The 19,644-nt window shown below is 63.7% G+C and carries 22 protein-coding genes; 10 read left to right on the top strand and 12 right to left on the bottom strand.

The features are described 5' to 3' along the window. Positions 1-4: 4 nt before the first annotated feature. From sdhA to sdhC, 3 genes are read right to left on the bottom strand one after another with little or no spacing between them, the layout of a single operon-like run. Positions 5-1,846, bottom strand: a complete 1,842-nt coding sequence (gene sdhA / locus ASD63_RS25660; RefSeq protein ID WP_034802575.1) for a succinate dehydrogenase flavoprotein subunit — start codon at positions 1,844-1,846, stop codon at positions 5-7. A 7-nt stretch (positions 1,847-1,853) separates the two neighbouring features. Next, a complete protein-coding gene (gene sdhD / locus ASD63_RS25655) occupies positions 1,854-2,234 on the bottom strand; it encodes a succinate dehydrogenase, hydrophobic membrane anchor protein (protein ID WP_034802578.1) in 381 nt (126 codons plus the stop codon). A 16-nt stretch (positions 2,235-2,250) separates the two neighbouring features. Then, complete coding sequence (sdhC, locus tag ASD63_RS25650) at positions 2,251-2,643, bottom strand: succinate dehydrogenase, cytochrome b556 subunit (protein WP_034802580.1); 393 nt, start codon at positions 2,641-2,643, stop codon at positions 2,251-2,253. Positions 2,644-2,948: 305 nt separating this feature from the next. On the opposite strand from sdhC, the gene ASD63_RS25645 reads away from it, so the two are divergent. Further along, positions 2,949-3,770, top strand: coding sequence for a hypothetical protein (locus ASD63_RS25645; RefSeq protein WP_051659629.1), 822 nt, complete (start codon positions 2,949-2,951; stop codon positions 3,768-3,770). A 76-nt stretch (positions 3,771-3,846) separates the two neighbouring features. Here the strand turns inward: ASD63_RS25645 and ASD63_RS25640 are convergent, their stop codons facing one another. Genes ASD63_RS25640 through tsaD form a run of 5 tightly spaced genes read right to left on the bottom strand, consistent with a single transcriptional unit; the run spans position 3,847 to position 7,466 of the window. After that, positions 3,847-4,506 carry a methyltransferase gene (locus tag ASD63_RS25640; RefSeq protein ID WP_034802582.1) on the bottom strand — a complete coding sequence of 220 codons (660 nt, stop codon included), beginning with the start codon at positions 4,504-4,506 and terminating at the stop codon, positions 3,847-3,849. Between the two features lie 48 nt (positions 4,507-4,554). Then, positions 4,555-4,986 (bottom strand): EVE domain-containing protein, encoded by a 432-nt coding sequence (locus tag ASD63_RS25635; RefSeq protein ID WP_034802584.1) that lies wholly within the window; start codon positions 4,984-4,986, stop codon positions 4,555-4,557. A gap of 7 nt (positions 4,987-4,993) precedes the next feature. Then, positions 4,994-5,287 (bottom strand): YciI-like protein, encoded by a 294-nt coding sequence (locus ASD63_RS25630; RefSeq protein WP_034802587.1) that lies wholly within the window; start codon positions 5,285-5,287, stop codon positions 4,994-4,996. A gap of 56 nt (positions 5,288-5,343) precedes the next feature. After that, positions 5,344-6,345 (bottom strand): NAD(P)H-dependent glycerol-3-phosphate dehydrogenase, encoded by a 1,002-nt coding sequence (locus ASD63_RS25625; RefSeq protein WP_034802589.1) that lies wholly within the window; start codon positions 6,343-6,345, stop codon positions 5,344-5,346. Between the two features lie 26 nt (positions 6,346-6,371). After that, positions 6,372-7,466: a tRNA (adenosine(37)-N6)-threonylcarbamoyltransferase complex transferase subunit TsaD gene (gene tsaD / locus ASD63_RS25620; protein ID WP_034802592.1), complete on the bottom strand. Its 1,095-nt coding sequence runs from the start codon at positions 7,464-7,466 to the stop codon at positions 6,372-6,374. 74 nt (positions 7,467-7,540) lie between these two features. On the opposite strand from tsaD, the gene hemC reads away from it, so the two are divergent. From hemC to ASD63_RS25590, 6 genes are all read left to right on the top strand, one after another. Next, on the top strand, positions 7,541-8,470 hold the full coding sequence (hemC, locus tag ASD63_RS25615; protein ID WP_034802595.1) for a hydroxymethylbilane synthase: 930 nt from the start codon (positions 7,541-7,543) through the stop codon (positions 8,468-8,470). Between the two features lie 4 nt (positions 8,471-8,474). Beyond that, positions 8,475-9,188 (top strand): uroporphyrinogen-III synthase, encoded by a 714-nt coding sequence (locus tag ASD63_RS25610; RefSeq protein ID WP_034802598.1) that lies wholly within the window; start codon positions 8,475-8,477, stop codon positions 9,186-9,188. Positions 9,189-9,290: 102 nt separating this feature from the next. Further along, positions 9,291-10,571 (top strand): mitofilin family membrane protein, encoded by a 1,281-nt coding sequence (locus ASD63_RS25605; protein WP_034802600.1) that lies wholly within the window; start codon positions 9,291-9,293, stop codon positions 10,569-10,571. An 11-nt stretch (positions 10,572-10,582) separates the two neighbouring features. Then, on the top strand, positions 10,583-12,229 hold the full coding sequence (locus tag ASD63_RS25600) for a heme biosynthesis protein HemY (RefSeq protein WP_034802602.1): 1,647 nt from the start codon (positions 10,583-10,585) through the stop codon (positions 12,227-12,229). Positions 12,230-12,255: 26 nt separating this feature from the next. Further along, the gene (locus ASD63_RS25595) at positions 12,256-12,738 is read left to right on the top strand and encodes a TerB family tellurite resistance protein (protein ID WP_034802604.1); all 483 of its coding nucleotides are present in this window, start codon (positions 12,256-12,258) and stop codon (positions 12,736-12,738) included. Positions 12,739-12,745: 7 nt separating this feature from the next. After that, positions 12,746-13,480, top strand: coding sequence for a glutamine amidotransferase (locus tag ASD63_RS25590; RefSeq protein ID WP_060530015.1), 735 nt, complete (start codon positions 12,746-12,748; stop codon positions 13,478-13,480). Between the two features lie 21 nt (positions 13,481-13,501). Here the strand turns inward: ASD63_RS25590 and ASD63_RS25585 are convergent, their stop codons facing one another. Then, entirely contained in the window at positions 13,502-14,743 is a 1,242-nt protein-coding gene (locus ASD63_RS25585; RefSeq protein WP_034802606.1) for an MFS transporter, read from the bottom strand. Between the two features lie 237 nt (positions 14,744-14,980). On the opposite strand from ASD63_RS25585, the gene ASD63_RS25580 reads away from it, so the two are divergent. After that, positions 14,981-15,274, top strand: coding sequence for a YggT family protein (locus tag ASD63_RS25580; protein WP_089044330.1), 294 nt, complete (start codon positions 14,981-14,983; stop codon positions 15,272-15,274). A 21-nt stretch (positions 15,275-15,295) separates the two neighbouring features. After that, entirely contained in the window at positions 15,296-15,613 is a 318-nt protein-coding gene (locus tag ASD63_RS25575; RefSeq protein ID WP_034802611.1) for a DUF167 domain-containing protein, read from the top strand. Between the two features lie 3 nt (positions 15,614-15,616). Here ASD63_RS25575 and ppa read toward each other — a convergent pair whose 3' ends face one another. Beyond that, positions 15,617-16,150 (bottom strand): inorganic diphosphatase, encoded by a 534-nt coding sequence (gene ppa, locus ASD63_RS25570; RefSeq protein WP_034802613.1) that lies wholly within the window; start codon positions 16,148-16,150, stop codon positions 15,617-15,619. A gap of 160 nt (positions 16,151-16,310) precedes the next feature. Between ppa and ASD63_RS25565 the strand changes: the two genes are divergently transcribed. After that, entirely contained in the window at positions 16,311-16,910 is a 600-nt protein-coding gene (locus tag ASD63_RS25565; protein WP_034802616.1) for a hypothetical protein, read from the top strand. 33 nt (positions 16,911-16,943) lie between these two features. Here the strand turns inward: ASD63_RS25565 and ASD63_RS25560 are convergent, their stop codons facing one another. Next, on the bottom strand, positions 16,944-17,450 hold the full coding sequence (locus tag ASD63_RS25560) for a GNAT family N-acetyltransferase (RefSeq protein WP_034802619.1): 507 nt from the start codon (positions 17,448-17,450) through the stop codon (positions 16,944-16,946). 208 nt (positions 17,451-17,658) lie between these two features. After that, positions 17,659-19,485 carry a translational GTPase TypA gene (gene typA / locus ASD63_RS25555; protein WP_034802622.1) on the bottom strand — a complete coding sequence of 609 codons (1,827 nt, stop codon included), beginning with the start codon at positions 19,483-19,485 and terminating at the stop codon, positions 17,659-17,661. Positions 19,486-19,644 lie beyond the last annotated feature (159 nt).

Here is a 19,644-nt window from a genome sequence, read left to right as displayed (position 1 = left end):
AAGATCAATAGACGCGGGCCTTCGGCTCGATCTTCTTGGGATCGATGCCGTCGGCGATCAGGTCGGTATGGACGGGGCGGTAGTCGAGCTTGACGTCGCCGGCCTCGTTGACCCAGGCGAGCGTGTGCTTGCGCCAGTTGACGTCGTCGCGGCCGCCGAGCGGACCCTCGGTGTAGTCCTCGCGGGCGTGCGAACCACGGCTCTCCTTGCGCGCTTCGGCGCCGTAGATCGTCGTGATGGCGTTGGCCATGAGGTTTTCGAGTTCCAGCGTCTCGACGAGGTCCGAGTTCCAGATCATCGAGCGGTCGGTGACCTTGATGTCGGGCATCTCCTTCCAGATCGCCGAAATGCGCTTGCAGCCCGATTCCAGCGATTCCTGGGTGCGGAACACGGCCGCGTCTTCCTGCATGGCGTGCTGCATCTTTTCGCGCAGCACGGCGGTCGGCGTGGAGCCATTGGCGTTACGCAGGCGGTCGAAGCGGTCCATGATCCGTTCGCAGGCGGCCCTGTTGAGTTCCGGCACCGGCTCGTTGCGGTCGATGACCTGGCCGGCGCGGATGGCGGCGGCACGGCCGAAGACCACGAGATCGATCAGCGAGTTGGAGCCGAGGCGATTGGCGCCGTGCACCGAGGCGCAGCCGGCTTCGCCGACGGCCATCAGACCGGGCGCAATGCGCTCCGGGTTCTGGCTGTCGGCATTCAGGACTTCGCCCCAGTAGTTGGTCGGCACGCCGCCCATGTTGTAGTGCACCGTCGGCAGAACCGGGATCGGCTCCCGGGTCACGTCGACACCGGCAAAGATCTTCGCCGATTCCGAGATGCCCGGCAGGCGCTCGTGCAGGACGGCCGGATCGAGGTGATCCAGGTGCAGGAAGATGTGGTCCTTGTTCTTGCCGACGCCGCGGCCTTCGCGGATTTCCATCGTCATACAGCGCGAGACGACGTCACGCGAGGCAAGGTCCTTGGCGGACGGCGCATAGCGCTCCATGAAGCGCTCGCCTTCGGAGTTGACGAGGTAGCCGCCTTCGCCGCGTGCGCCTTCGGTGATCAGGCAGCCCGCACCGTAGATGCCGGTCGGATGGAACTGGACGAATTCCATGTCCTGCAGCGGCAGGCCGGCGCGTGCAATCATGCCGCCGCCGTCGCCCGTGCAGGTGTGCGCCGAGGTCGCCGAGAAGTAGGCGCGGCCGTAACCGCCGGTCGCCAGCACCACCATCTTGGCGGAGAAGCGATGGATCGTGCCGTCGTCGAGGTTCCAGGCGACGACGCCGGTGCAGCGGCCGTCATCCGACATGATCAGGTCGAGCGCGAAATACTCGATGAAGAACTCGGCGTTGTTGCGCAGAGACTGACCATAGAGAGTGTGCAGGATCGCGTGGCCGGTACGGTCGGCAGCAGCACAGGTGCGCTGGACCGGCGGGCCTTCGCCGTAGTTCTGCATGTGGCCGCCGAACGGTCGCTGATAGATCTTGCCTTCCGCGTTACGCGAGAACGGCACGCCGTAGTGCTCGAGCTCATAGACCGCCTTCGGCGCTTCCATGGCGAGATACTGCATGGCGTCGACGTCGCCGAGCCAGTCGGAACCCTTGACGGTGTCGTAGAGGTGCCACTGCCAGCTATCCGGCGTCATGTTCTGCAGCGAGGCGGCAATGCCGCCCTGGGCGGCAACCGTGTGCGAGCGGGTCGGGAAGACCTTGGTGATGCAGGCGGTCTTCAGACCCTGCTCGGCCATGCCGAGCGTCGCGCGCAAGCCCGCACCGCCGGCGCCGACGACGACGACGTCGAAGGCGTGATCGACATATTGATAGGCCTTGCCGTTTGCAGCGGGTGAACTGTTCGATGCCATGGCGAAATTACCCTGCAAAAGCGATCTTCAGGATGGCGAAGAGACAGAGCCCGCCAACCGCGATCGTGAAAAATGTATTGAGCATGAGAAGCACGATCTTCATGCCTTCGCCATGCACGTAGTCTTCGATGATCACCTGCATGCCGAGCCGCATGTGAACGAGGCCCGAGAGCACGACGAGCGCCATGACGACGGCGACGAAGGGGTTCGCGAGCGCGGCGACGACATCCGCATAGGGCGCGCCTGCGTAGCGAACGAGAAAGATGACGAAGAAGATCAACAGCGGAACGTTGGCGACGGCCGTCAGGCGCTGGCGCCAGAAATGATCCGTGCCTTCCTTGGCCGAGCCAAGACCGCGAACCTTGCCGAGAGGAGTGCGCATATCCATGAGTATTCTCCCTCAGTCAGCGAACGAGATAGCCGACCACCCAGATCAGCAGCGTCAGCGCCACCGAACCGATGATCGTTGCCTTGGCCATCTTGGTGGCGAAGTGCTTCTCGTAGCCGTAGCCGAGATCCCAGGCAAAGTGGCGCAAGCCGCCGAGCATGTGGTGCACCAGGGCCCAGGTATAGCCGAACAGCACCAGCTTGCCGATCAGCGTACCGAACAGCCAGCTGACCCAGTCGTAATAGGCAGCACCCGACGCAGCGGCGATCAGCCACCAGGCGACGAGGATGGTCCCGAAGTAGAGCGCACCACCGGTGATGCGGTGCACAATGGACATGACCATCGTCGGGATAGGTTTATAGATTTGAAGATGCGGCGAGAGTGGCCGGCTTCTTGTGACATTCGTCATCGGAACCTCACGGAATGCCCGGATTTCCGCCCAAAAAACTGGACGATTTTAGTCCGGTATCGCACCTGATTGTGCGCAATTCAGTCATTCGGACCTTTAATCACCATAAAGCTTAACGACAAGTGTGTTTGCGGTGCAAAATCAATTTAATCGATTAGACGAATTGCGCCATTTTCCTGCCAGCCGGAGACATGGGCCGGCGTTAACGATAGCGACAAAAAGCCAAGCAATTCCGTGACTTTCCCGACGATGTGGCCCAGAGTGCCCTTAACGATTTGTTAAGCGTCACCCGGAGGGCGGGCAGAATGATTCTGTTCAGGGCAATCCATGCGACCAAAGTGCTAGCGCTTGCCGGCCTGGTCATCGCCACCAGCTACATTCCGATGGAAGCTCGAGACCGGGGCGGACTGCCGGAGGCGCAGACGCGAACACGCCATGTCAGGATGAATGCCGATCGTTTCTATCCTCGTCACGATTTCGATCGCATGGGTTATCGCAACGACTGGGACCGCCATCGCGGACCGCGCCGCGACTGGGCGTCCAACGGTGGCCCGCCGGAAGTGAACACGCGCACCCGGCACGTTCGCCTGCCGCGCTACCGCCCCTACCCCGGCGCTTATGCCGGACGGTGGGAGCAGCGTGGCGGATGGGTGCGCGACGGAGCCGGTCGCGACTACTGGACATCCGACGCCCGCAGGCACGACGGTCGCCCAGGCATCTATGACGTGCCGCCGCAGGTCTCGACCCGCACCCGCCATGTCCGCCTGCCGCAATATCGGGCCTATCCCGAGCGGTGGGGCAATGGCGGTGGATGGGGGCGCGATCAGGCCGGGCGCGAGATCTGGACATCGAGCAACCAAGGCCGAGACTATCGCCCGAGCTATTACGGCGGTGATGAATATCCGGACATCATTCCTGGTATCGGCACCTATGTCGGCGGCATTTCGGCCTATGTCGACGTCGGCAATGGCATCTATTTCAGCCAGGAAGGCGACTACGGCTATGCGGATGAGGCAGATACTGCGCCGCCGCCCGAGGCGAAACGCGGCAAGATCATCAACGTCACGCCACAGACCATGAACGGTTCCTGCGCCTACGAACACGGCGTCTGCGTCATCCGCCGGTAATCGCGGCTACAGCGATATCAGCCCGTCAGGCCAACGGCTTCGATGATCGGGCGCATCGTCGGAAGTGCAGGCATCGTCAATTGCAGGAGGTGGTGCCGAAGCGCCAGACGGTGGTGCGCTTGACCTCGCTGTCCTCCAGCGCCCGGGTGACGGGAACCTCGTAGGTGGCAAGCGCCGTCATCATCTCGCGCGGGCAATAGGAACGTCCGGGATCGCCGACGATCACCGAGGCGCCGTTCGCGGCAAGTCCCGAAAACCACGGTTTCAACCGGTCGGCAAAAGCCTTGTCGTAGAAGACGTCGCCGGCGAGATAGACCTCGGCTTCAAGATCGCGGCCAGTGATGTCCTCGCCGGTATAGGAAAGCGTGACCCCGTTGAGTGCGGCATTGAGCCGGACGGCCGTTTCCGCCCAGGGGTCGATATCGGCGGCCAGCACCGATACTGCACCCGCCTTCATCGCCGCGATCGCCACCAGACCCGAACCGGAGGCAAAGTCGACGACACGGCGGCCGCGCACAGCTTCGGGGTGATCGAGGATGTAGCGGGCGAGCCCCTGCCCGCCGGCCCAGGCGAAGGCCCAGAACGGCGGCGGCAGGCCGATCTCCTGCAGCTCTTCCTCGGTCTTCAGCCAGAGCTCATGCGCTTCGGTCGCCAGATGCAGACGGATCTCCGGCACATGCGGCGGCGTGAGCACATCGGTGTTTTCGAGGATGAAGCTTTCCGGATCGGTCTTCACAAAACTCTCCGCGCCTGCCCGAGCGTCCCGGACAGGCGGAAAACAAGACTAGCGCGGCGGATTGTCGAGCCCGCCCATGCGGCAGACCTCGAGCCATTCGTCCTCGGTCACCGGCTGCACCGACAGGCGCATGGAGGTGACGAGCGACATCTTGGCGAGCTTCGGATTGTCCTTGATCTCCTTCAGCGTCACCGGCCGCGGCATGTCGGCAACCGCGCGGATATCGACGCAGTCCCAGCGGGCGTCACCCTCGGCAGTCGAATCCGGATGCGACAGCGCGCAGACCTCGGCGATGCCGACGATCTCAAGCCCTTCGTTCGAGTGGTAGAAGAAGCCCTTGTCGCCGATCTGCATCGCCCGCATGTTGTTGCGCGCCTGATAGTTGCGCACGCCGGTCCATTCGGTGCCCTTGGCGCCGGCATCCTTCTGCATCTGCCAGGACCATTTGAACGGTTCGGATTTGTAGAGCCAATGCGCCATCTTGGTCTCAAGCCTCCGGATTGTTGAAGACCCAGTTGAAGGCCTTGATCTCGACATTGGAAAAGAGCCCGGCCTTGGCATAGGGATCGGCTTCGGCGATCGCACGCGCCTCGTCGATCGTCTCTGCCTTGACGAGCACCAGGCTACCGGTCGGCTTGCCGTCGTCGCCGAGGAACGGACCGGCCATCTTCAAAATGCCCTTGGCGTTAAGATCGTTGAGATAGGCGACGTGATCAGGGCGGGTATCGAGCCGAAGCTGCAGCGCGCCTGGCTTGTCGGTACAATGAAGTGCGAAGAGCATGCTTCCTCCTAGAGTTTTCGTTGGTGCGGGATGCGGGCGGAAGATCGCCGCTCCCTTCATTCCTGAGTGATCGGGCGGGTCATCAACTGTTCGAGCGCGGTGCGGACATCGAGCTTGCCGTCGATGATCGCCGCCACCGCTTCGGTGATCGGCATTTCGACGCCGAGATCATGGGCAACGCGGGCAGCAACCGATGCGGCGAACGCGCCTTCGACCAGTTCGCCCTTGCGTCCGCTGGCGCGACCATCCTTGCCGAGCGCGATGCCGAAACGCAGGTTGCGCGACTGGTGGCTGGTCGCCGTCAACACCAGATCGCCAAGGCCGGAGAGACCGCGCACAGTATCGGCCTCGCCGCCCTCGGCAGCAATGAAGCGCGACATCTCCGCAAGGCCACGCGAGATCAGCGCGGCACGGGCGCTGTCGCCAAGGCCTGCGCCCTCGACGATGCCACAGGCGATCGCCAGCACATTCTTCAGCGCGCCGCCGAGCTGCACGCCGATGCGATCCTGCGAGGGATAGAGCCGGAAGGTCGGACCCGAGAGCACCTCGGCCAGCATCGTCGCCGTCTGACCATCGGCCGCGGCGACCACCATAGCCGTCGGTAGGCCCTTGGCGATATCGGCGGCGAAACCCGGACCGGAGAGCACGCCGACCGCATGGCCGGGCAGCTCCTCCGCCAGCACGTCGGTCAGCAACCGTCCCGTCGCCTGCTCCATACCCTTGGCGCAGGTGACGATCGTGGCAGCCGCATTGATATGAGGACCATACTGTCTCGCCGCATCCCTATGCGCCTGCGACGGCATCACGAAGAGCACGACCTCGGCATCGGCAAGAACCGAGACATCGGCCGTATGTTTCAGCGCCGGCGGCAGGTCGATGCCCGGCAGGGCGTCCTCATTGCGGCCGGTGTCGCGGCAGGATTCGGCAATCTCCGGACGACGGGCAAGCAGCGTCACGTCGCTGCCTTCGGTCGAGGCGGCAACCGCGGCGAGCGCGGTGCCAAAGGCGCCTGCGCCGACCACGACGATCTTCGGCCCGTTCTTGGAAATGTCGCTCATGCTCTATCCGTATGCTTTAGATCTTGTCACGCCTTGGCGCCGCGTTTGCCCGAACCGAGCAGCGCCTGCGCCTGGGCGTCGAGCGGCCAGCGCGAGCGCGGCGCGACATCGAGGCCGTCGGCCGCCATGCCTGCCGCCAGCCGCTCGGCACCGGCCCAGGCGATCATTGCCGCGTTGTCCGTGCAGAGCGAAAGCGGCGGCGCGATGAAGTCGAAACCGGACTGCGCGCACAAGGCCTGCAGCGTCGAGCGCAGCACCTGATTGGCGGCGACACCGCCGGCAACCACCAGCGCCGGGCGCGCCACACTGCCATGCTCCGCCTTGAAGCGCTTCAGGCCGCGCCCGACCCGATCCTTGAGCGTGCGGGAAATCGCCCGCTGGAACGAGGCGCAGATATCGGCGATGTCCTGCTCCGTTACCGGCTCCAGCGATTGCGCCACCTGGCGCACCGCCGTCTTCAATCCCGAAAAGGAAAAATCGAGCCTGGCGTCACCGACGAGCGGTCGCGGAAAATCGAAACGCTGCGGATCGCCGGCAAGTGCTGCCCGCTCGACCGCCGGACCACCCGGATACGGGAGGCCGAGCAGCTTGGCCGTTTTGTCGAAGGCTTCGCCGAGCGCATCGTCGATCGTCGTGCCCCAGCGTTCGTATTCGCCGACGCCCTTGACGAGGATCAGTTGCGTGTGACCGCCGGAAACGAGCAGCATCAGATAGGGAAAGGAGAGCCCATCGGTCAGCCGCGCGGTCAGCGCGTGGCCTTCGAGGTGATTGACGGCATAGAGTGGCTTGCCGGTTGCGCGCGCGATCGCCTTGCCGGTCATCAGCCCGACGATCAGGCCGCCGATCAGACCGGGACCACTTGTCGCAGCAATGGCGTCGATGTCGGAAAGCGTGACGCCGGCCCTGAGCAGCGCTTCCTCGATCAGCGTGTCGAGCGCCTCCACATGGGCGCGCGCCGCGATCTCCGGAACCACGCCGCCATAGGCGCTGTGCTCTTCCAGCTGGCTTAAGACCACGTCGCCGAGGATATGGCCCTTACCGCCGGAATCGCGCAAAATGACGGAAGCGGCGGTTTCGTCGCAGCTTGTTTCTATGCCGAGGATGCGCAGGGGCGGAGACATCGGGAACTACTCAAAGATTGCGGTCGCACCGAAAGGTGGGTACACGGAACTCCGGTAACAATGGATAGCCTTTGATGCAAACAAAACCTTTCCGGATCGGCACGCGCGGCAGCCCGCTGGCGCTCGCTCAAGCCCATGAAACGCGCGATCGCCTCGCAGCGGCGCATGGTCTGGCGCCGGAAATGTTCGAGGTCGTCATCCTCTCGACCAAGGGCGACCGGATCACCGACCGCTCGCTCGCCGAGATCGGCGGCAAGGGCCTGTTCACCGAAGAGATCGAGCAACAATTGCTGTCGGGCGAACTCGATTTCGCTGTGCATTCGTCCAAGGACATGCCGACGAAACTGCCTGACGGCCTCTGTCTTTCCGCCTTCCTGCCGCGTGAGGACATTCGAGATGCCTTCATCGGTCGGACGGCAAAAAAACTGCTGGAACTGCCGCAGGGCGTGACGGTCGGCTCGTCGTCGCTGCGCCGCCAGGCGCTGATCCGCCGGCTGCGTCCGGATATCAATGTCATCACCTATCGCGGCCAGGTGGAAACACGGCTGAGAAAGCTCGCCGAGGGCCAGGTCGATGCCACACTGCTTGCCTATGCGGGCCTCAAGCGTCTCGGCATGACCGACGTTCCGACCGAACTGCTCGACCCCCAGGAATTCCCGCCGGCGCCGGCCCAAGGCGCGATCTGCATCGAGAGCCGCATCGGCGACAGCCGCATCAACGACCTGCTCGCAGCCATCGACGATCCCCGCACCCATGAGGCAGTCGCCTGCGAGCGTGGCTTCCTCGCGACGCTCGACGGCTCGTGCCGCACGCCGATCGCCGGTCTCGCCACCTCGGACGGCACCCATCTCAGCTTTTCCGGCATGATCCTCACGCCCGACGGCCAGACCCATCACCGGGTTACGATCGAGGGCAGGGCCACCGACGCCGAAGCGCTTGGGCAAAAGGCCGGCGAAGAGATCCGCGCCAAGGCCGGCCCCGGCTTCTTTGCAAGCTGGACTTAAAGCCATGCGCGTGCTCGTCACCCGGCCGCTTCCCGCCGCCGAGGCGACGGTACGCCGGCTGGAAGCCGCCGGCCACCGGCCGATCCTGCTGCCCCTGATGCAGGCGACACATCTTGCTGCCGTCTCCGTTGCCGCGCTTGAAGTGCCGCATGCGGCGATCGTGCTCACCAGCGCCGAAGCCATTCGGATGCTCGTATCGTCAGATGCAGACCTGTCACAGCATCTGGCGACCCCGTGCTTCTGCGTGGGCGCCGCCACGGCGCAAGCAGCAGCCGGGCTCGGTTTCTCCGATCTGCGCATAGCGGAGGGTACCGGCCAGTCCCTGGCGGAACTGATCGGCGCGACCATCGACACGCTGCCGCCACTTCCCCTGCTCTATCTGGCAGGAACGCCGCGCTCCGAAGGGCTGGAAAAGGGGCTGAGACAACGCGGCATAGAGCACCGGACGGTCGAGTGCTACCGCATGGAGCCGATCGCCCATTCGCGCGCCGCGATCGAAGATCTGCGGCGGAGCAGCCGTCCCGACGCCGTGCTTTTATACTCGCGAGAGACCGCGCGACAGTTCGTTCGCCTGCTTTCCGAAGCCGGTGTCGATGCTGCTTCCTTTGCGCCGCGCTACCTCTGCCTCAGCCCCGTGGTGGCCGAGGCGCTGCCGGGTAACGTCGTGGCGGAGACCGCCGCAAGGCCCGATGAAGACAGCCTTTTCAGTCTTCTCTAACATCGAATTCATCCAAAAACGGAACGGAGGGGCTTTCCCTCACCGTTCCGGCTGACTAGGTTTGAAGGAAGAGCCGACAGGCACTAACGGTAAGAGGTCACCATGGTATCGGAAAACCCGCCGCGCCGCTCGAAGTCCGAGAAGGAACCGCTGACGATCGACCTCGAAGCGGAGAAAACCGTTGCGGAACCGGCCGGCCCGGAAGCAACCGGCGAGACGCTGGCAGACGCTGCGGCCGAGAACACAGCGCACAAAGCCGAGACGGATGAGCCGATAAGGGACACCAGCGACGACAGCGCCGCCGGATCCCGCCTGGACGAAGAAATCGAGGAGCAGCGCGCCGATGCCGCCGCCGACGCGGCCGCGGCCGTCTTCGCCGAAGAGCCGCCGCATGTGGCCCGCGAGCCCGAACCGGCACCGCCGCAGAAGCCGGTATCGAACTCCGGTGCGCTCGCAGCCGGCATCGTCGGCGGTCTCGTGACGCTGCTCGGCTTCGGCGGCCTGCAATATGCCGGCATCGTGCCTGGACTTGGGCCGACCCGCGGCGTCGAGCAGAACATTTCCGGCGAACTGCAGGCCCTGCGCGACCAGATCGCGGCGCTGCCCACCCCCGCAGCCGTCGTCGACAACACCGCACTCGAAGGTCGTATCGCCGCGCTCGAACAGTCGGCCTCCCAACCGGCTGCGAGCGGCGCGCCGAGCGCCGAGGTCGAGACGCTGAAGGCGGAAGTCGACAATCTCACCAAGGAGCTTGCAGGCCTGAAGACGGCGCTCGCCGATGCGCAGCAGTCGGCAACCGCCGAGAAGGCGGAACTGACGAGCCGCATCGAGACCGCCGAGCAGAAGCTCAACGAGCCGGTCAACGATATCCAGATGGCGAAAGCCGTTGCGGTCACTGCACTGAAGTCGGCGATCGATCGCGGCGGGCCTTTCCTCGCCGAACTCGACGCGCTGCGCAGCATCGCGCCGGATGAACAGGCCGTCGCCGCGCTCGCCCAGGATGCCCAGGTCGGCGTGCCGACCCGCACGGATCTGCGCCGCGAGTTCCCGAAAACCGCCGACGCCATGCTCGACGCTCTCAACCAGCCCGACCCGAACGAGGGTATCTTCGACCGGCTAGTGTCCAGCGCCATGTCCGGCATTCGCGTGCGTCCCGTCGGCAGCGTCGAGGGTGAAACGCCCGAAGCCGTCATCGCCCGGATCGAGGACAAGCTGAACAATGGCGACCTCAAGGGCGCCGCTCTGGAATGGAATGGTCTGCCCGACACCGCCAAGCCGGCGGGCGAGGCTTTCAAGGCCAAGCTCGACCAGCGTTTGCGGGTCGAAGCCGCGATCGATGCCGCCGTCGCTGCGACGATGGCAAAACCAGGCACGGAAGGCTGAGGGAACCAGATATGATCCGCATTCTGATTTTCATCCTGATCGTGCTTGGTCTCGGCCTCGGCTTCGCCTGGCTCGCCGACCGGCCGGGTGAACTCTCGGTCGTCTGGCAGGGCCAGTTGATCGAGATGAGCCTGATGCGCGCGGCATCGCTGCTGATCTCGCTGATTGCCGCGGTGCTGATCGTCGTCTGGCTGGTGCGCACCATCTGGCTTTCGCCGCACACGGTCACCCGCTATTTCCGCGCCCGCAAGCGCGACCGCGGCTACCAGGCGCTGTCGACCGGCCTGATCGCCGCCGGCGCCGGTGACGCCAATCTTGCCCGCAAGATGACCGCCCGCACCCGCGGCCTGATCAGCGCCGACCAGGAACCGCTGATCCACCTGCTCGAAGCCCAGACCGCACTGATCGAAGGCAAGTACGACGACGCCCGCCGCAAGTTCGAGCTGATGGCCGACGATCCGGAGACGCGCGAACTCGGGCTTCGCGGCCTTTATCTCGAGGCCAAGCGGCTCGGCGCCCACGAGGCCGCGCGGCAATATGCCGAGCGCGCCGCCGAAAAGGCGCCGCACCTGCCCTGGGCAGCGCTTGCAACCCTCGACAGCCAGAGCCAGGCCGGTCAATGGGACGATGCCCTGCGTCTGCTCGACCAGAGCCGCATCGCCCACGTGGTCGATCGCAAGGAAGCCGATCGCAAGAAGGCAGTGCTGCTGACGGCGCGCGCAATGACGAAGCTCGAGGGCGACGTGAAAGGTGCACGGGACGATGCGCTTGCCGCGCTGAAGCTCGACGAACATCTCGTGCCGGCGGCGCTGACGGCCGCCAAGGCGCTGTTTCGCGAGGACAACCTGCGCAAGGGCACCTCGATCCTGGAGAAGAACTGGAAGCACGAGCCGCATCCGGACGTGGCCCGGCTCTACGTGCGCGCCCGCGGCGGCGACACTGCGGTCGACCGGTTGAAACGGGCGCGCAAGCTCGAAGCCTTGAAGCCCAACAATGCCGTGGCGATGGCTGCCGTCGCCGAAGCCGCACTCGAAGCGCGCGAACTGCTTCTGGCTCGCACCAAGGCGGAAGCCGCCGCCCGGCTCGACCCGACCGAGAGCATCTTCCTGCTGCTTGCCGACATCGAAGAGGCCGACACCGGCGACGAGGGCCGCATCCGTCACTGGATGGCGCAGGCGCTGAAGAGCCCGCGCGATCCGGCCTGGACCGCCGACGGCGTGACCTCGCCGACCTGGCTGCCGGTCTCGCCGGTGAGCGGCCGGCTCGATGCCTTCGAATGGAAAGCCCCGCCGCATACGCTTTCGGCCACCGTCGACCACGACCAGTCGAACGCCGACGAGGCGATCCGCAGCCTGCCCGCCGTGGTGGAGGCGCATGTGCACCAGCCCGCACCCGCGGCCCGGCGCAGCGAGACGCCCGTGATCCTCGAGGCCGAGCGCGAGGAGCCGCGTCCGGCACCGCAGCCGATCAAGGTCGCCGAGCGCAAGGCGCCGGAACCGGTTGCCGACAAGCCTCCGGTCAAGGCGGAGAAGGAAGAGGGCGCGAATGGCGAGCACAGGCCCGATCCCTTCTTCGGCCGCCCGCCGGATGACCCCGGCGTGCGCGATCCGGCCGCTGGCGAGAAGGCGCCGGAAAAGACGACTTTCCGATTGTTCTGAGTTCTCAAGGGGCTGTGGCAAAATACATGTTTGAACGCTTACGGACGTTTCTCGATGGTCTGACCGGCCCGGCGAAGCGCATAGAGCATGGCGATCCGCGCGTGGCGGTCATCGCTCTCTGTTTCCAGGTGATGGAGGCCGACGGCCGGATCCTCGCGTCCGAGCGGCGCAAGATGCGCAAGGTCATCAAGGAGCATTACAAGCTCGACGATGCCTCGCTCTCCGCTTTGATCGAAGCCGGCGAGACTGCCGAGAGCGAGGCGATCGACTTCTACCAATTCACTGCCGAGCTCAAGCGTCACCTCTCCGAGGAGCAACGCGTCGAACTCGTCGGCATGCTCTGGGACGTTGTCTATGCCGATGGCGAGCGCAGTGAGATGGAAGATCACGTGATCTGGCGTATTGCCGATCTGCTCGGCGTTTCCGGTCGCGACCGGGTGTTGCAGCGCCAGGAGGCGGCGGCCAGAAGCGACACGGTCGAGAAAGCCGAGTCACAACAGGATAACTGAAATGCCGATGCCCGACGACAGCGCCCGAAAACCCGTCCTGATCATCCTGCATCAGGAGCGATCGAGCGCCGGCCGCGTCGGCCAGATACTCGAGCAGAAGGGTTTTGGGCTCGACATCCGTCGTCCGGCGCTCGGCGACGATCTGCCGGAAACGCTGGAACGGCACAGCGGCACGATCGTCTTCGGCGGTCCGATGAGCGCCAACGACGAGGAAGAGTTCGTCCGCCGCGAGATCGACTGGCTTTCCGTGCCACTCAAGGAAAACAAGCCCTATCTCGGCATCTGCCTCGGCGCGCAGATGCTCGCGCGCAACCTCGGCGGCTCGGTGGCACCCCATCACGAAGGCATGACCGAGATCGGCTGGTATCCGCTGGTTGCGACCGAAGCGGGCAAGGCGCTGATGGACTGGCCGGCCATGGTCTACCATTTCCACCGCGAGGGCTTCGACCTGCCTTCCGGCGCCGAGCTGCTCGCAACCGGCGACACCTATCCCAACCAGGCCTTCCGCTACGGTGACAATGCCTGGGGCATCCAGTTCCACGGCGAACTCACTCGCGCGATGATGCATCGCTGGGTGGTGCACGGCGCCCATCGCTTCGAGATGCCCGGTGCCCAGGTGGGCAAGGCCCATCTCGACGGCCGCATGCAGCACGACGGGCCGTTGCGCACCTGGATGGAGAACTTCCTGGAACTGATCTTCCTGCGCGATGAACGGCCGGGAGAAAGGGCGGAAAGCGCGTAACGTGCTGTCCGCTCGCACCGCTTACTTGTGGTGATCGGGCACGTCGAGCGTATCGATCTTGCGCAATTGCGGAAAGCCAAGCGCCCAAAGCCCTGAGACGAGCAGCGTGCCCATGCCACCGAAGACGACGGCAAAGACCCCGCCGAAGCCGGACGCCATCATGCCGGCGCGGAATTCGCCAAGTTCGTTCGACGCGCCGATGAAGACCATGTTGACGGCGTTGACCCGGCCGCGCAGTTCGTCCGGCGTCCAGAGCGTGATCAGCGTCTCGCGCACATAGACCGAGACCATGTCGGCAGCACCCATGACGACGAGGGCCGCGATCGAGACCCAGGGGGTCGCTGAAAGGCCGAAGATAACGGTGCCGAGACCGAAGAGCGCCACGCCGATGAACATGTAGAAACCGGCGCGATGGCGGATCGGGTGCGCCGCCAGCCAGACCGCCATGGCAACGGCGCCGACACCCGGGGCCGCGCGCAACAGGCCGAGCCCCCAGGGGCCGAGGTCGAGGATATCGCGGGCAAAGACCGGCATCAGCGCCACGGCGCCGCCGAGCAGCACTGCAAAAAGGTCGAGCGATATGGCGCCGAGCACCACCTTCTCCGCCTTGATGTAGCGAAAGCCGGCGGTGATCGTCTGCCAGCTTTGCGCCGAGGCCTGGGTGCGCGTCGCCGGCTTCGGAATGGCAAAGACCATGAATGCGGAGGCGAGGAAGAAGCAGAAGCCGATGGCATAAGGAAAGACCGCGCCAAGCGCGTAGATGAGACCACCCGCGACCGGGCCGACGATCATCGCGATCTGCCAGGAGGTGGAGTTCCAGGCGATCGCGTTGGGCAGATCTTCCGGCGGCACCAGGTTTGGCGCCAGCGATTGCGACGCGGGTGCAAGGAATGCACGCTCGATGCCGAAGACCACGAGAACCGCATAAACCGGCCACGGCGAAAACAGCCCGGTAACTGTCAGCGCGAGCAGCGCCGCTGCGCAAAGCGTGCTGACCACCATGCAGACGCCCATGATCATGCGCCGGTTGTAGCGGTCGGCCACGGATCCTGTGACGAGGATCAGCACCAGCGATGGCAGGAACTGGAAAAGGCCGATCAAGCCAAGATCGAAGGGATCGCGCGTCAGATCGTAGATCTGCCAGCCGACGGCGACAGAGATGATCTGGATCGCGAAATAGGCGAGGAAGCGCGAGAAGAAGTAGCGACGATAGCCGACATGCCGAAACGCGGCAAAACGATGCGAGGCATGGACGGCGGACATGAGGAAGTCGCTCCTGAAGCGGGTCGCGCAAAACTGGGTCGCGGTTTTGCGATAACGACAAGTGAAACGTCAATATTCAAAAGGCAGGCAGCGCATCTGAAGGATCGCGACATGCTCTCGTCGGCACCGACTGTCGAGCGGCCACACGTTAAACATGATCGCGCCCGATAAACCGGCGTACTTGCTCGTTTAGGTCTCAATGTCTACATGTCTGTCAATAACGATTTGGAGACCGGCATGCTTGCTGTTATCGGCACCTTGAACTTCATCATCAACATCGCGTGGTTTCTGGTCATCGCGTCGGCCATCTTTTCCTGGCTCTACGCGTTCAATGTCATCAACGTGAACAACCAGGCGATCAACATGATCGGCCGCTCGCTTTACCAGTTGACCGAGCCGCTCTACCGCCCGATCCGCCGCATCCTGCCCGACATGGGCGGCGTCGACCTTTCGCCGCTGGTCGTTCTGGTAATCCTCTATTTCATCCAGCTTTTCCTGAACACGACGATCGCGCCGGCCTTGCTGGGCTGACGACGGCCGGCCAGGTGCAGGGTGAGTAGCACGGCCTTCACCGCGCATGGCGACCATGTTCGCCTGACGGTGCGCCTGACGCCGAACGGCGGCCGTGATGCCATCGACGGGCTGGAAGCGGCTGCTGATGGCGAAGAATATCTGAAAGTGCGCGTCCGCGCGGTCCCGGAGAAAGGCAAGGCCAATCAGGCACTGCTTGCCTTTCTTGCCAAGACGCTCGGGCTTGCCAAGAGCAAGCTCTCCCTCATCTCAGGCGAAACGCAGCGCAAAAAAATCCTCCGGATCGAGAGCGACCCGGAGGAGCTGATGAAACGCCTTGCCGAACTGGCCGGCAGATAAAGCTTACTTGGCGCCCTTGGCGCGCTCGACGGCTTCCTTGATCAGCTGGCGGGCGGTGGAAGCATCCTTCCAGCCGTAGATCTTCACCCACTTGCCGGGCTCCAGATCCTTGTAGTGCTCGAAGAAGTGCTCGATCTGCTTCAGCGTGATTTCCGGCAGGTCGGTGTACTCGTGAACCTTGTCGTATCGCTGCGTCAGGTGACCCGACGGAACGGCGATGATCTTCTCGTCCTGGCCGGAATTGTCTTCCATCATCATCACGCCGATCGGGCGCACATTGATGACGCAGCCCGGAACCAGCGGACGGGTGTTGCAGATCAAAACGTCGATCGGATCGCCATCGTCCGAGAGCGTATGCGGCACGAAGCCGTAGTTGCCCGGATAGGTCATCGGCGTATAGAGGAAGCGGTCGACGACCAGCGTGCCGGCTTCCTTGTCCATCTCGTACTTGATCGGATGGCCGCCGACGGGAACCTCAACGATCACGTTGACATCTTCTGGTGGATTCTTTCCGATGGAAATCGCGTCGATGCGCATGGATCTACTCCAGGGTCGGTTTGAGAAGTTTGCCCGTCGGATAAAGGGAAACATGCCGCGATGCAACATAACTTTCGTCCGTAGCGCAGATTCAACCGGTCGTTTTGCGCCTGCCCATCGACCTCTACAGGTCTGCCAATCGCGTTTGAGGGAGTTTTGTATGAACGGAAGGGTTGCATGCCTGGCGCTGGTGCTTTTGTCCGCCGGCCCCGTCTTGGCCAATGAGAGCGTCTATACCGACATCGGCCGCGACAAGTGCAAGACGATCGCCGAAGAAGAGGGCATGTACGCGTTGATGACTTGCCCTGGTCATGCGGACTATCCCGTTCGCTTCAAGGAAGCCGACATCCGCCAGAGTGTCTCGTTCGGTCACCTGAACCAGCGCTATGCCGACGACGCTTTCGAGAGTTTCATTCCATTCAACCACGCCGGCACGACCGTGGAGTGGCGGGTTGCCAAGGATGGCAAGGCCGTAGCGACGATCCTGCGCTGGTTCATCGAGAACACGGACGAGTCCGGCGCTTCGGTTCCTGCACTTCAGGGGCAGGTGCTCGTCATTTCCAAGGTGGCCGAGAAGGATGACGGCAAGGGCTGCGTCGCCGGCTATGTCGATGCGCTTGCCAATCCCGATCCGAATGCGTTCGCCCGCAAGATCGCCGACGAGGTGGCACCGACCTTCCGCTGCGGCGTCGACAAGCCCGCCTATCACGGCACGCGGGGCGACAAGGCGGCCGATCCCAACAACGAACTGCCTGAGTAAGTCTTTGATTTCAGTGTCGCGGAGGCGTCGGGCCTAGTTCCAGGCGAAGCCGACCTTCTTCAGGTGCTTGTCGCCGAAATCTTCCATGCCTTCGGCGATATCGGTGCCGCCGGCACCCTGGAAGAACTGGTAGGCATGCTCGCTGTCTTCGAGGCACCAGACGACGAGGCCACGGCAGCCGAGCGAACGCAGCAGGCTCTTGGCCTCGCCGAAGAGAATGCGCCCGAGGCCGATGCCCTGGTATTCCGGCCTCAGGTAGATCTCGTAGATCTCGCCTTCCTGCGGCAGGGCCTTGGCGCGGCTGAGGCCGAGCGTTGCGTAGCCGGCGATGGTTCCGGCGACGTCGACGACGAGCAGCGTGGCAGGACCGCGGGTCGCCTTGCGCCACCAGGTCTCGTCACGGCGATTGACCATCTGAACGAGCGGACGATGGGGAATGAGACCGCCATAGGTCTGCAGCCACGAAACGCGGTGCACATCGGCAATTGCCGACGCTTCCTGCGGCTCTCCGGGCCGAATCTCTATCGAAACAGTCTTCATGACTCGCGACTCTAAACACACACAAGGCGAACAGGAATCCCGCCCGGTTGCCAGCCTGCGTTAACCCACAGGCAACTTTAACGGCACCCAATGGAAGGTTAACGCCTTTTTAACTTTATCCGCAAGTCGCCCATCGGTGGCACACACAGCAAAAAACCCCGGATCGCTCCGGGGTTTTTCTGAAAGTCGTAGGATCGATCAGGATCGATCAGGCAGCGCCAGCCGTGCGGGCCTTTTCGAAGCGCTTGCGATCGTTCGGGTCGAGGTGCAGCTTGCGCAGACGGATCGACTTCGGCGTCACTTCGACCAGCTCGTCGTCCTGGATCCAGGAGAGCGCGCGCTCGAGCGTCATGCGGATCGGCGGCGTCAGGCGAACAGCTTCGTCCTTGCCGGCAGCGCGCATGTTGGTGAGCTTCTTGCCCTTGAGCACGTTCACTTCCAGATCGTTGTCGCGGGTGTGGATGCCGATGATCATGCCGGCATAGACCTTCTCGCCGGCGTCGATGATCATCGGGCCGCGGTCTTCCAGGTTGAACATCGCGTAGGCAACCGATTCACCGGCGTCGTTCGAAAGCAGAACGCCGTTGACGCGACCACCGATCTCGCCCTTGTAGGGCTGGTAGGCGTGGAACAGGCGGTTCATGATCGCCGTGCCGCGGGTGTCGGTCAAAAGTTCCGACTGGTAGCCGATGAGGCCGCGGGTCGGAGCGAAGAACACCAGACGGACGCGATTGCCGCCAGACGGACGCAGTTCGACCATCTCGGCCTTGCGCTCGGACATCTTCTGCACGACGACGCCCGAATGCTCTTCGTCGACGTCGATCACGACTTCTTCGATCGGCTCGAGCATCTGGCCGTTGTCATCCTTGTGCATGACAACGCGCGGACGCGAAACGGCAAGCTCGAAGCCTTCACGACGCATGGTTTCGATGAGAACCGCAAGCTGCAGTTCGCCGCGGCCCGATACGAAGAAGGAGTCCTTTTCCGAGGATTCTTCGATCTTCAGCGCAACGTTGCCTTCGGCTTCCTTGAACAGGCGGTCGCGGATGACGCGGCTCGTGACCTTGTCGCCTTCGGTGCCGGCAAGCGGGCTGTCGTTGACGATGAAGGACATGGTGACGGTCGGCGGGTCGATCGGCTGCGCAGTCAGCGCTTCGGCGACCGACGGATCGCAGAAGGTGTCGGCGACGGTGCCCTTGGTAAGGCCGGCAATCGCAACGATGTCGCCTGCCTGCGCTTCTTCGATCGGCTGACGCTCGATGCCGCGGAAGGCGAGGATCTTCGAGATACGGCCGGTTTCAAGCAGCTTGCCATCCTGGCCGAGAACCTTGACGGCCTGGTTCGGCTTGACGGTGCCCGAGTGAACGCGACCGGTGATGATGCGGCCGAGGAAGGGGTTGGCTTCGAGGATCGTGCCGATCATACGGAACGGGCCTTCGGCAACCGTCGGCTCCGGCACGTGCTGCAGCACCAGGTCGAGCAGCGGCGCCATACCCTGGTCCTTCGGACCTTCCGGGTTGACGTTCATCCAGCCATCGCGGCCCGAACCGTAGAGGATCGGGAAGTCGAGCTGCTCGTCGGAGGCGTCGAGGTTGGCGAAGAGGTCGAAGACTTCGTTGATGACTTCTTCGTGGCGACCGTCCGGACGGTCGATCTTGTTGATCGCCACGATCGGCTTCAAGCCGACCTTCAGCGCCTTGCCGACAACGAACTTCGTCTGCGGCATCGGGCCTTCGGAAGCGTCGACGAGAACGATGGCGCCGTCCACCATCGACAGGATGCGCTCGACTTCACCGCCGAAGTCGGCGTGGCCAGGGGTGTCGACGATGTTGATGCGCACGCCCTTCCACTCGACCGAAGTCGCCTTGGCGAGGATGGTGATGCCGCGTTCTTTTTCGATGTCGTTGGAGTCCATGACGCGTTCGGCAACGCGCTGGTTTTCGCGGAACGAGCCCGACTGCTTCAGGAGCTCGTCAACAAGGGTCGTTTTCCCATGGTCGACGTGCGCGATAATCGCGATGTTACGAATGCTCATTTTTCGTCTCGGAAGGTTCAGGGCAAGCCCCGATGGGCCACGCCGCTTTTTCAATGGTCGCGCTCATACAGGTTTTTTTGCGATTGCGAAAGGGGGGCGCGCGCATGAGCGTCGTGTTCAAATGCCGGTAGGCCATGGGTTTGCACTCGTCAGGGGTCT

Origin of the sequence: Ensifer sp. Root558 (genome assembly GCF_001427045.1) — a bacterium.
Classification (GTDB): domain Bacteria; phylum Pseudomonadota; class Alphaproteobacteria; order Rhizobiales; family Rhizobiaceae; genus Ensifer; species Ensifer adhaerens.
The sequence above is the reverse complement of the archived record's forward strand: the minus strand, read 5'-3'. Positions and strand labels throughout refer to the sequence as shown.

What these genes read in the sequence shown, in the direction of transcription:
- ASD63_RS25645 (WP_051659629.1), top strand. Translation starts at nt 2,949, where the DNA reads ATGATTCTGTTCAGGGCAATCCATGCGACCAAAGTGCTAGCGCTTGCC.
- ASD63_RS25610 (WP_034802598.1), top strand. Translation starts at nt 8,475, where the DNA reads ATGCGCGTGCTCGTCACCCGGCCGCTTCCCGCCGCCGAGGCGACGGTA.
- ASD63_RS25560 (WP_034802619.1), bottom strand. Translation starts at nt 17,450, where the DNA reads ATGAAGACTGTTTCGATAGAGATTCGGCCCGGAGAGCCGCAGGAAGCG.
- sdhA (WP_034802575.1), bottom strand. Translation starts at nt 1,846, where the DNA reads ATGGCATCGAACAGTTCACCCGCTGCAAACGGCAAGGCCTATCAATAT.
- sdhC (WP_034802580.1), bottom strand. Translation starts at nt 2,643, where the DNA reads ATGACGAATGTCACAAGAAGCCGGCCACTCTCGCCGCATCTTCAAATC.
- ASD63_RS25600 (WP_034802602.1), top strand. Translation starts at nt 10,583, where the DNA reads ATGATCCGCATTCTGATTTTCATCCTGATCGTGCTTGGTCTCGGCCTC.
- ASD63_RS25605 (WP_034802600.1), top strand. Translation starts at nt 9,291, where the DNA reads ATGGTATCGGAAAACCCGCCGCGCCGCTCGAAGTCCGAGAAGGAACCG.
- ASD63_RS25630 (WP_034802587.1), bottom strand. Translation starts at nt 5,287, where the DNA reads ATGCTCTTCGCACTTCATTGTACCGACAAGCCAGGCGCGCTGCAGCTT.
- ASD63_RS25580 (WP_089044330.1), top strand. Translation starts at nt 14,981, where the DNA reads ATGCTTGCTGTTATCGGCACCTTGAACTTCATCATCAACATCGCGTGG.
- ASD63_RS25585 (WP_034802606.1), bottom strand. Translation starts at nt 14,743, where the DNA reads ATGTCCGCCGTCCATGCCTCGCATCGTTTTGCCGCGTTTCGGCATGTC.
- ASD63_RS25595 (WP_034802604.1), top strand. Translation starts at nt 12,256, where the DNA reads ATGTTTGAACGCTTACGGACGTTTCTCGATGGTCTGACCGGCCCGGCG.
- typA (WP_034802622.1), bottom strand. Translation starts at nt 19,485, where the DNA reads ATGAGCATTCGTAACATCGCGATTATCGCGCACGTCGACCATGGGAAA.
- sdhD (WP_034802578.1), bottom strand. Translation starts at nt 2,234, where the DNA reads ATGGATATGCGCACTCCTCTCGGCAAGGTTCGCGGTCTTGGCTCGGCC.
- hemC (WP_034802595.1), top strand. Translation starts at nt 7,541, where the DNA reads ATGCAAACAAAACCTTTCCGGATCGGCACGCGCGGCAGCCCGCTGGCG.
- ASD63_RS25635 (WP_034802584.1), bottom strand. Translation starts at nt 4,986, where the DNA reads ATGGCGCATTGGCTCTACAAATCCGAACCGTTCAAATGGTCCTGGCAG.
- ppa (WP_034802613.1), bottom strand. Translation starts at nt 16,150, where the DNA reads ATGCGCATCGACGCGATTTCCATCGGAAAGAATCCACCAGAAGATGTC.
- ASD63_RS25625 (WP_034802589.1), bottom strand. Translation starts at nt 6,345, where the DNA reads ATGAGCGACATTTCCAAGAACGGGCCGAAGATCGTCGTGGTCGGCGCA.
- ASD63_RS25590 (WP_060530015.1), top strand. Translation starts at nt 12,746, where the DNA reads ATGCCCGACGACAGCGCCCGAAAACCCGTCCTGATCATCCTGCATCAG.
- tsaD (WP_034802592.1), bottom strand. Translation starts at nt 7,466, where the DNA reads ATGTCTCCGCCCCTGCGCATCCTCGGCATAGAAACAAGCTGCGACGAA.
- ASD63_RS25565 (WP_034802616.1), top strand. Translation starts at nt 16,311, where the DNA reads ATGAACGGAAGGGTTGCATGCCTGGCGCTGGTGCTTTTGTCCGCCGGC.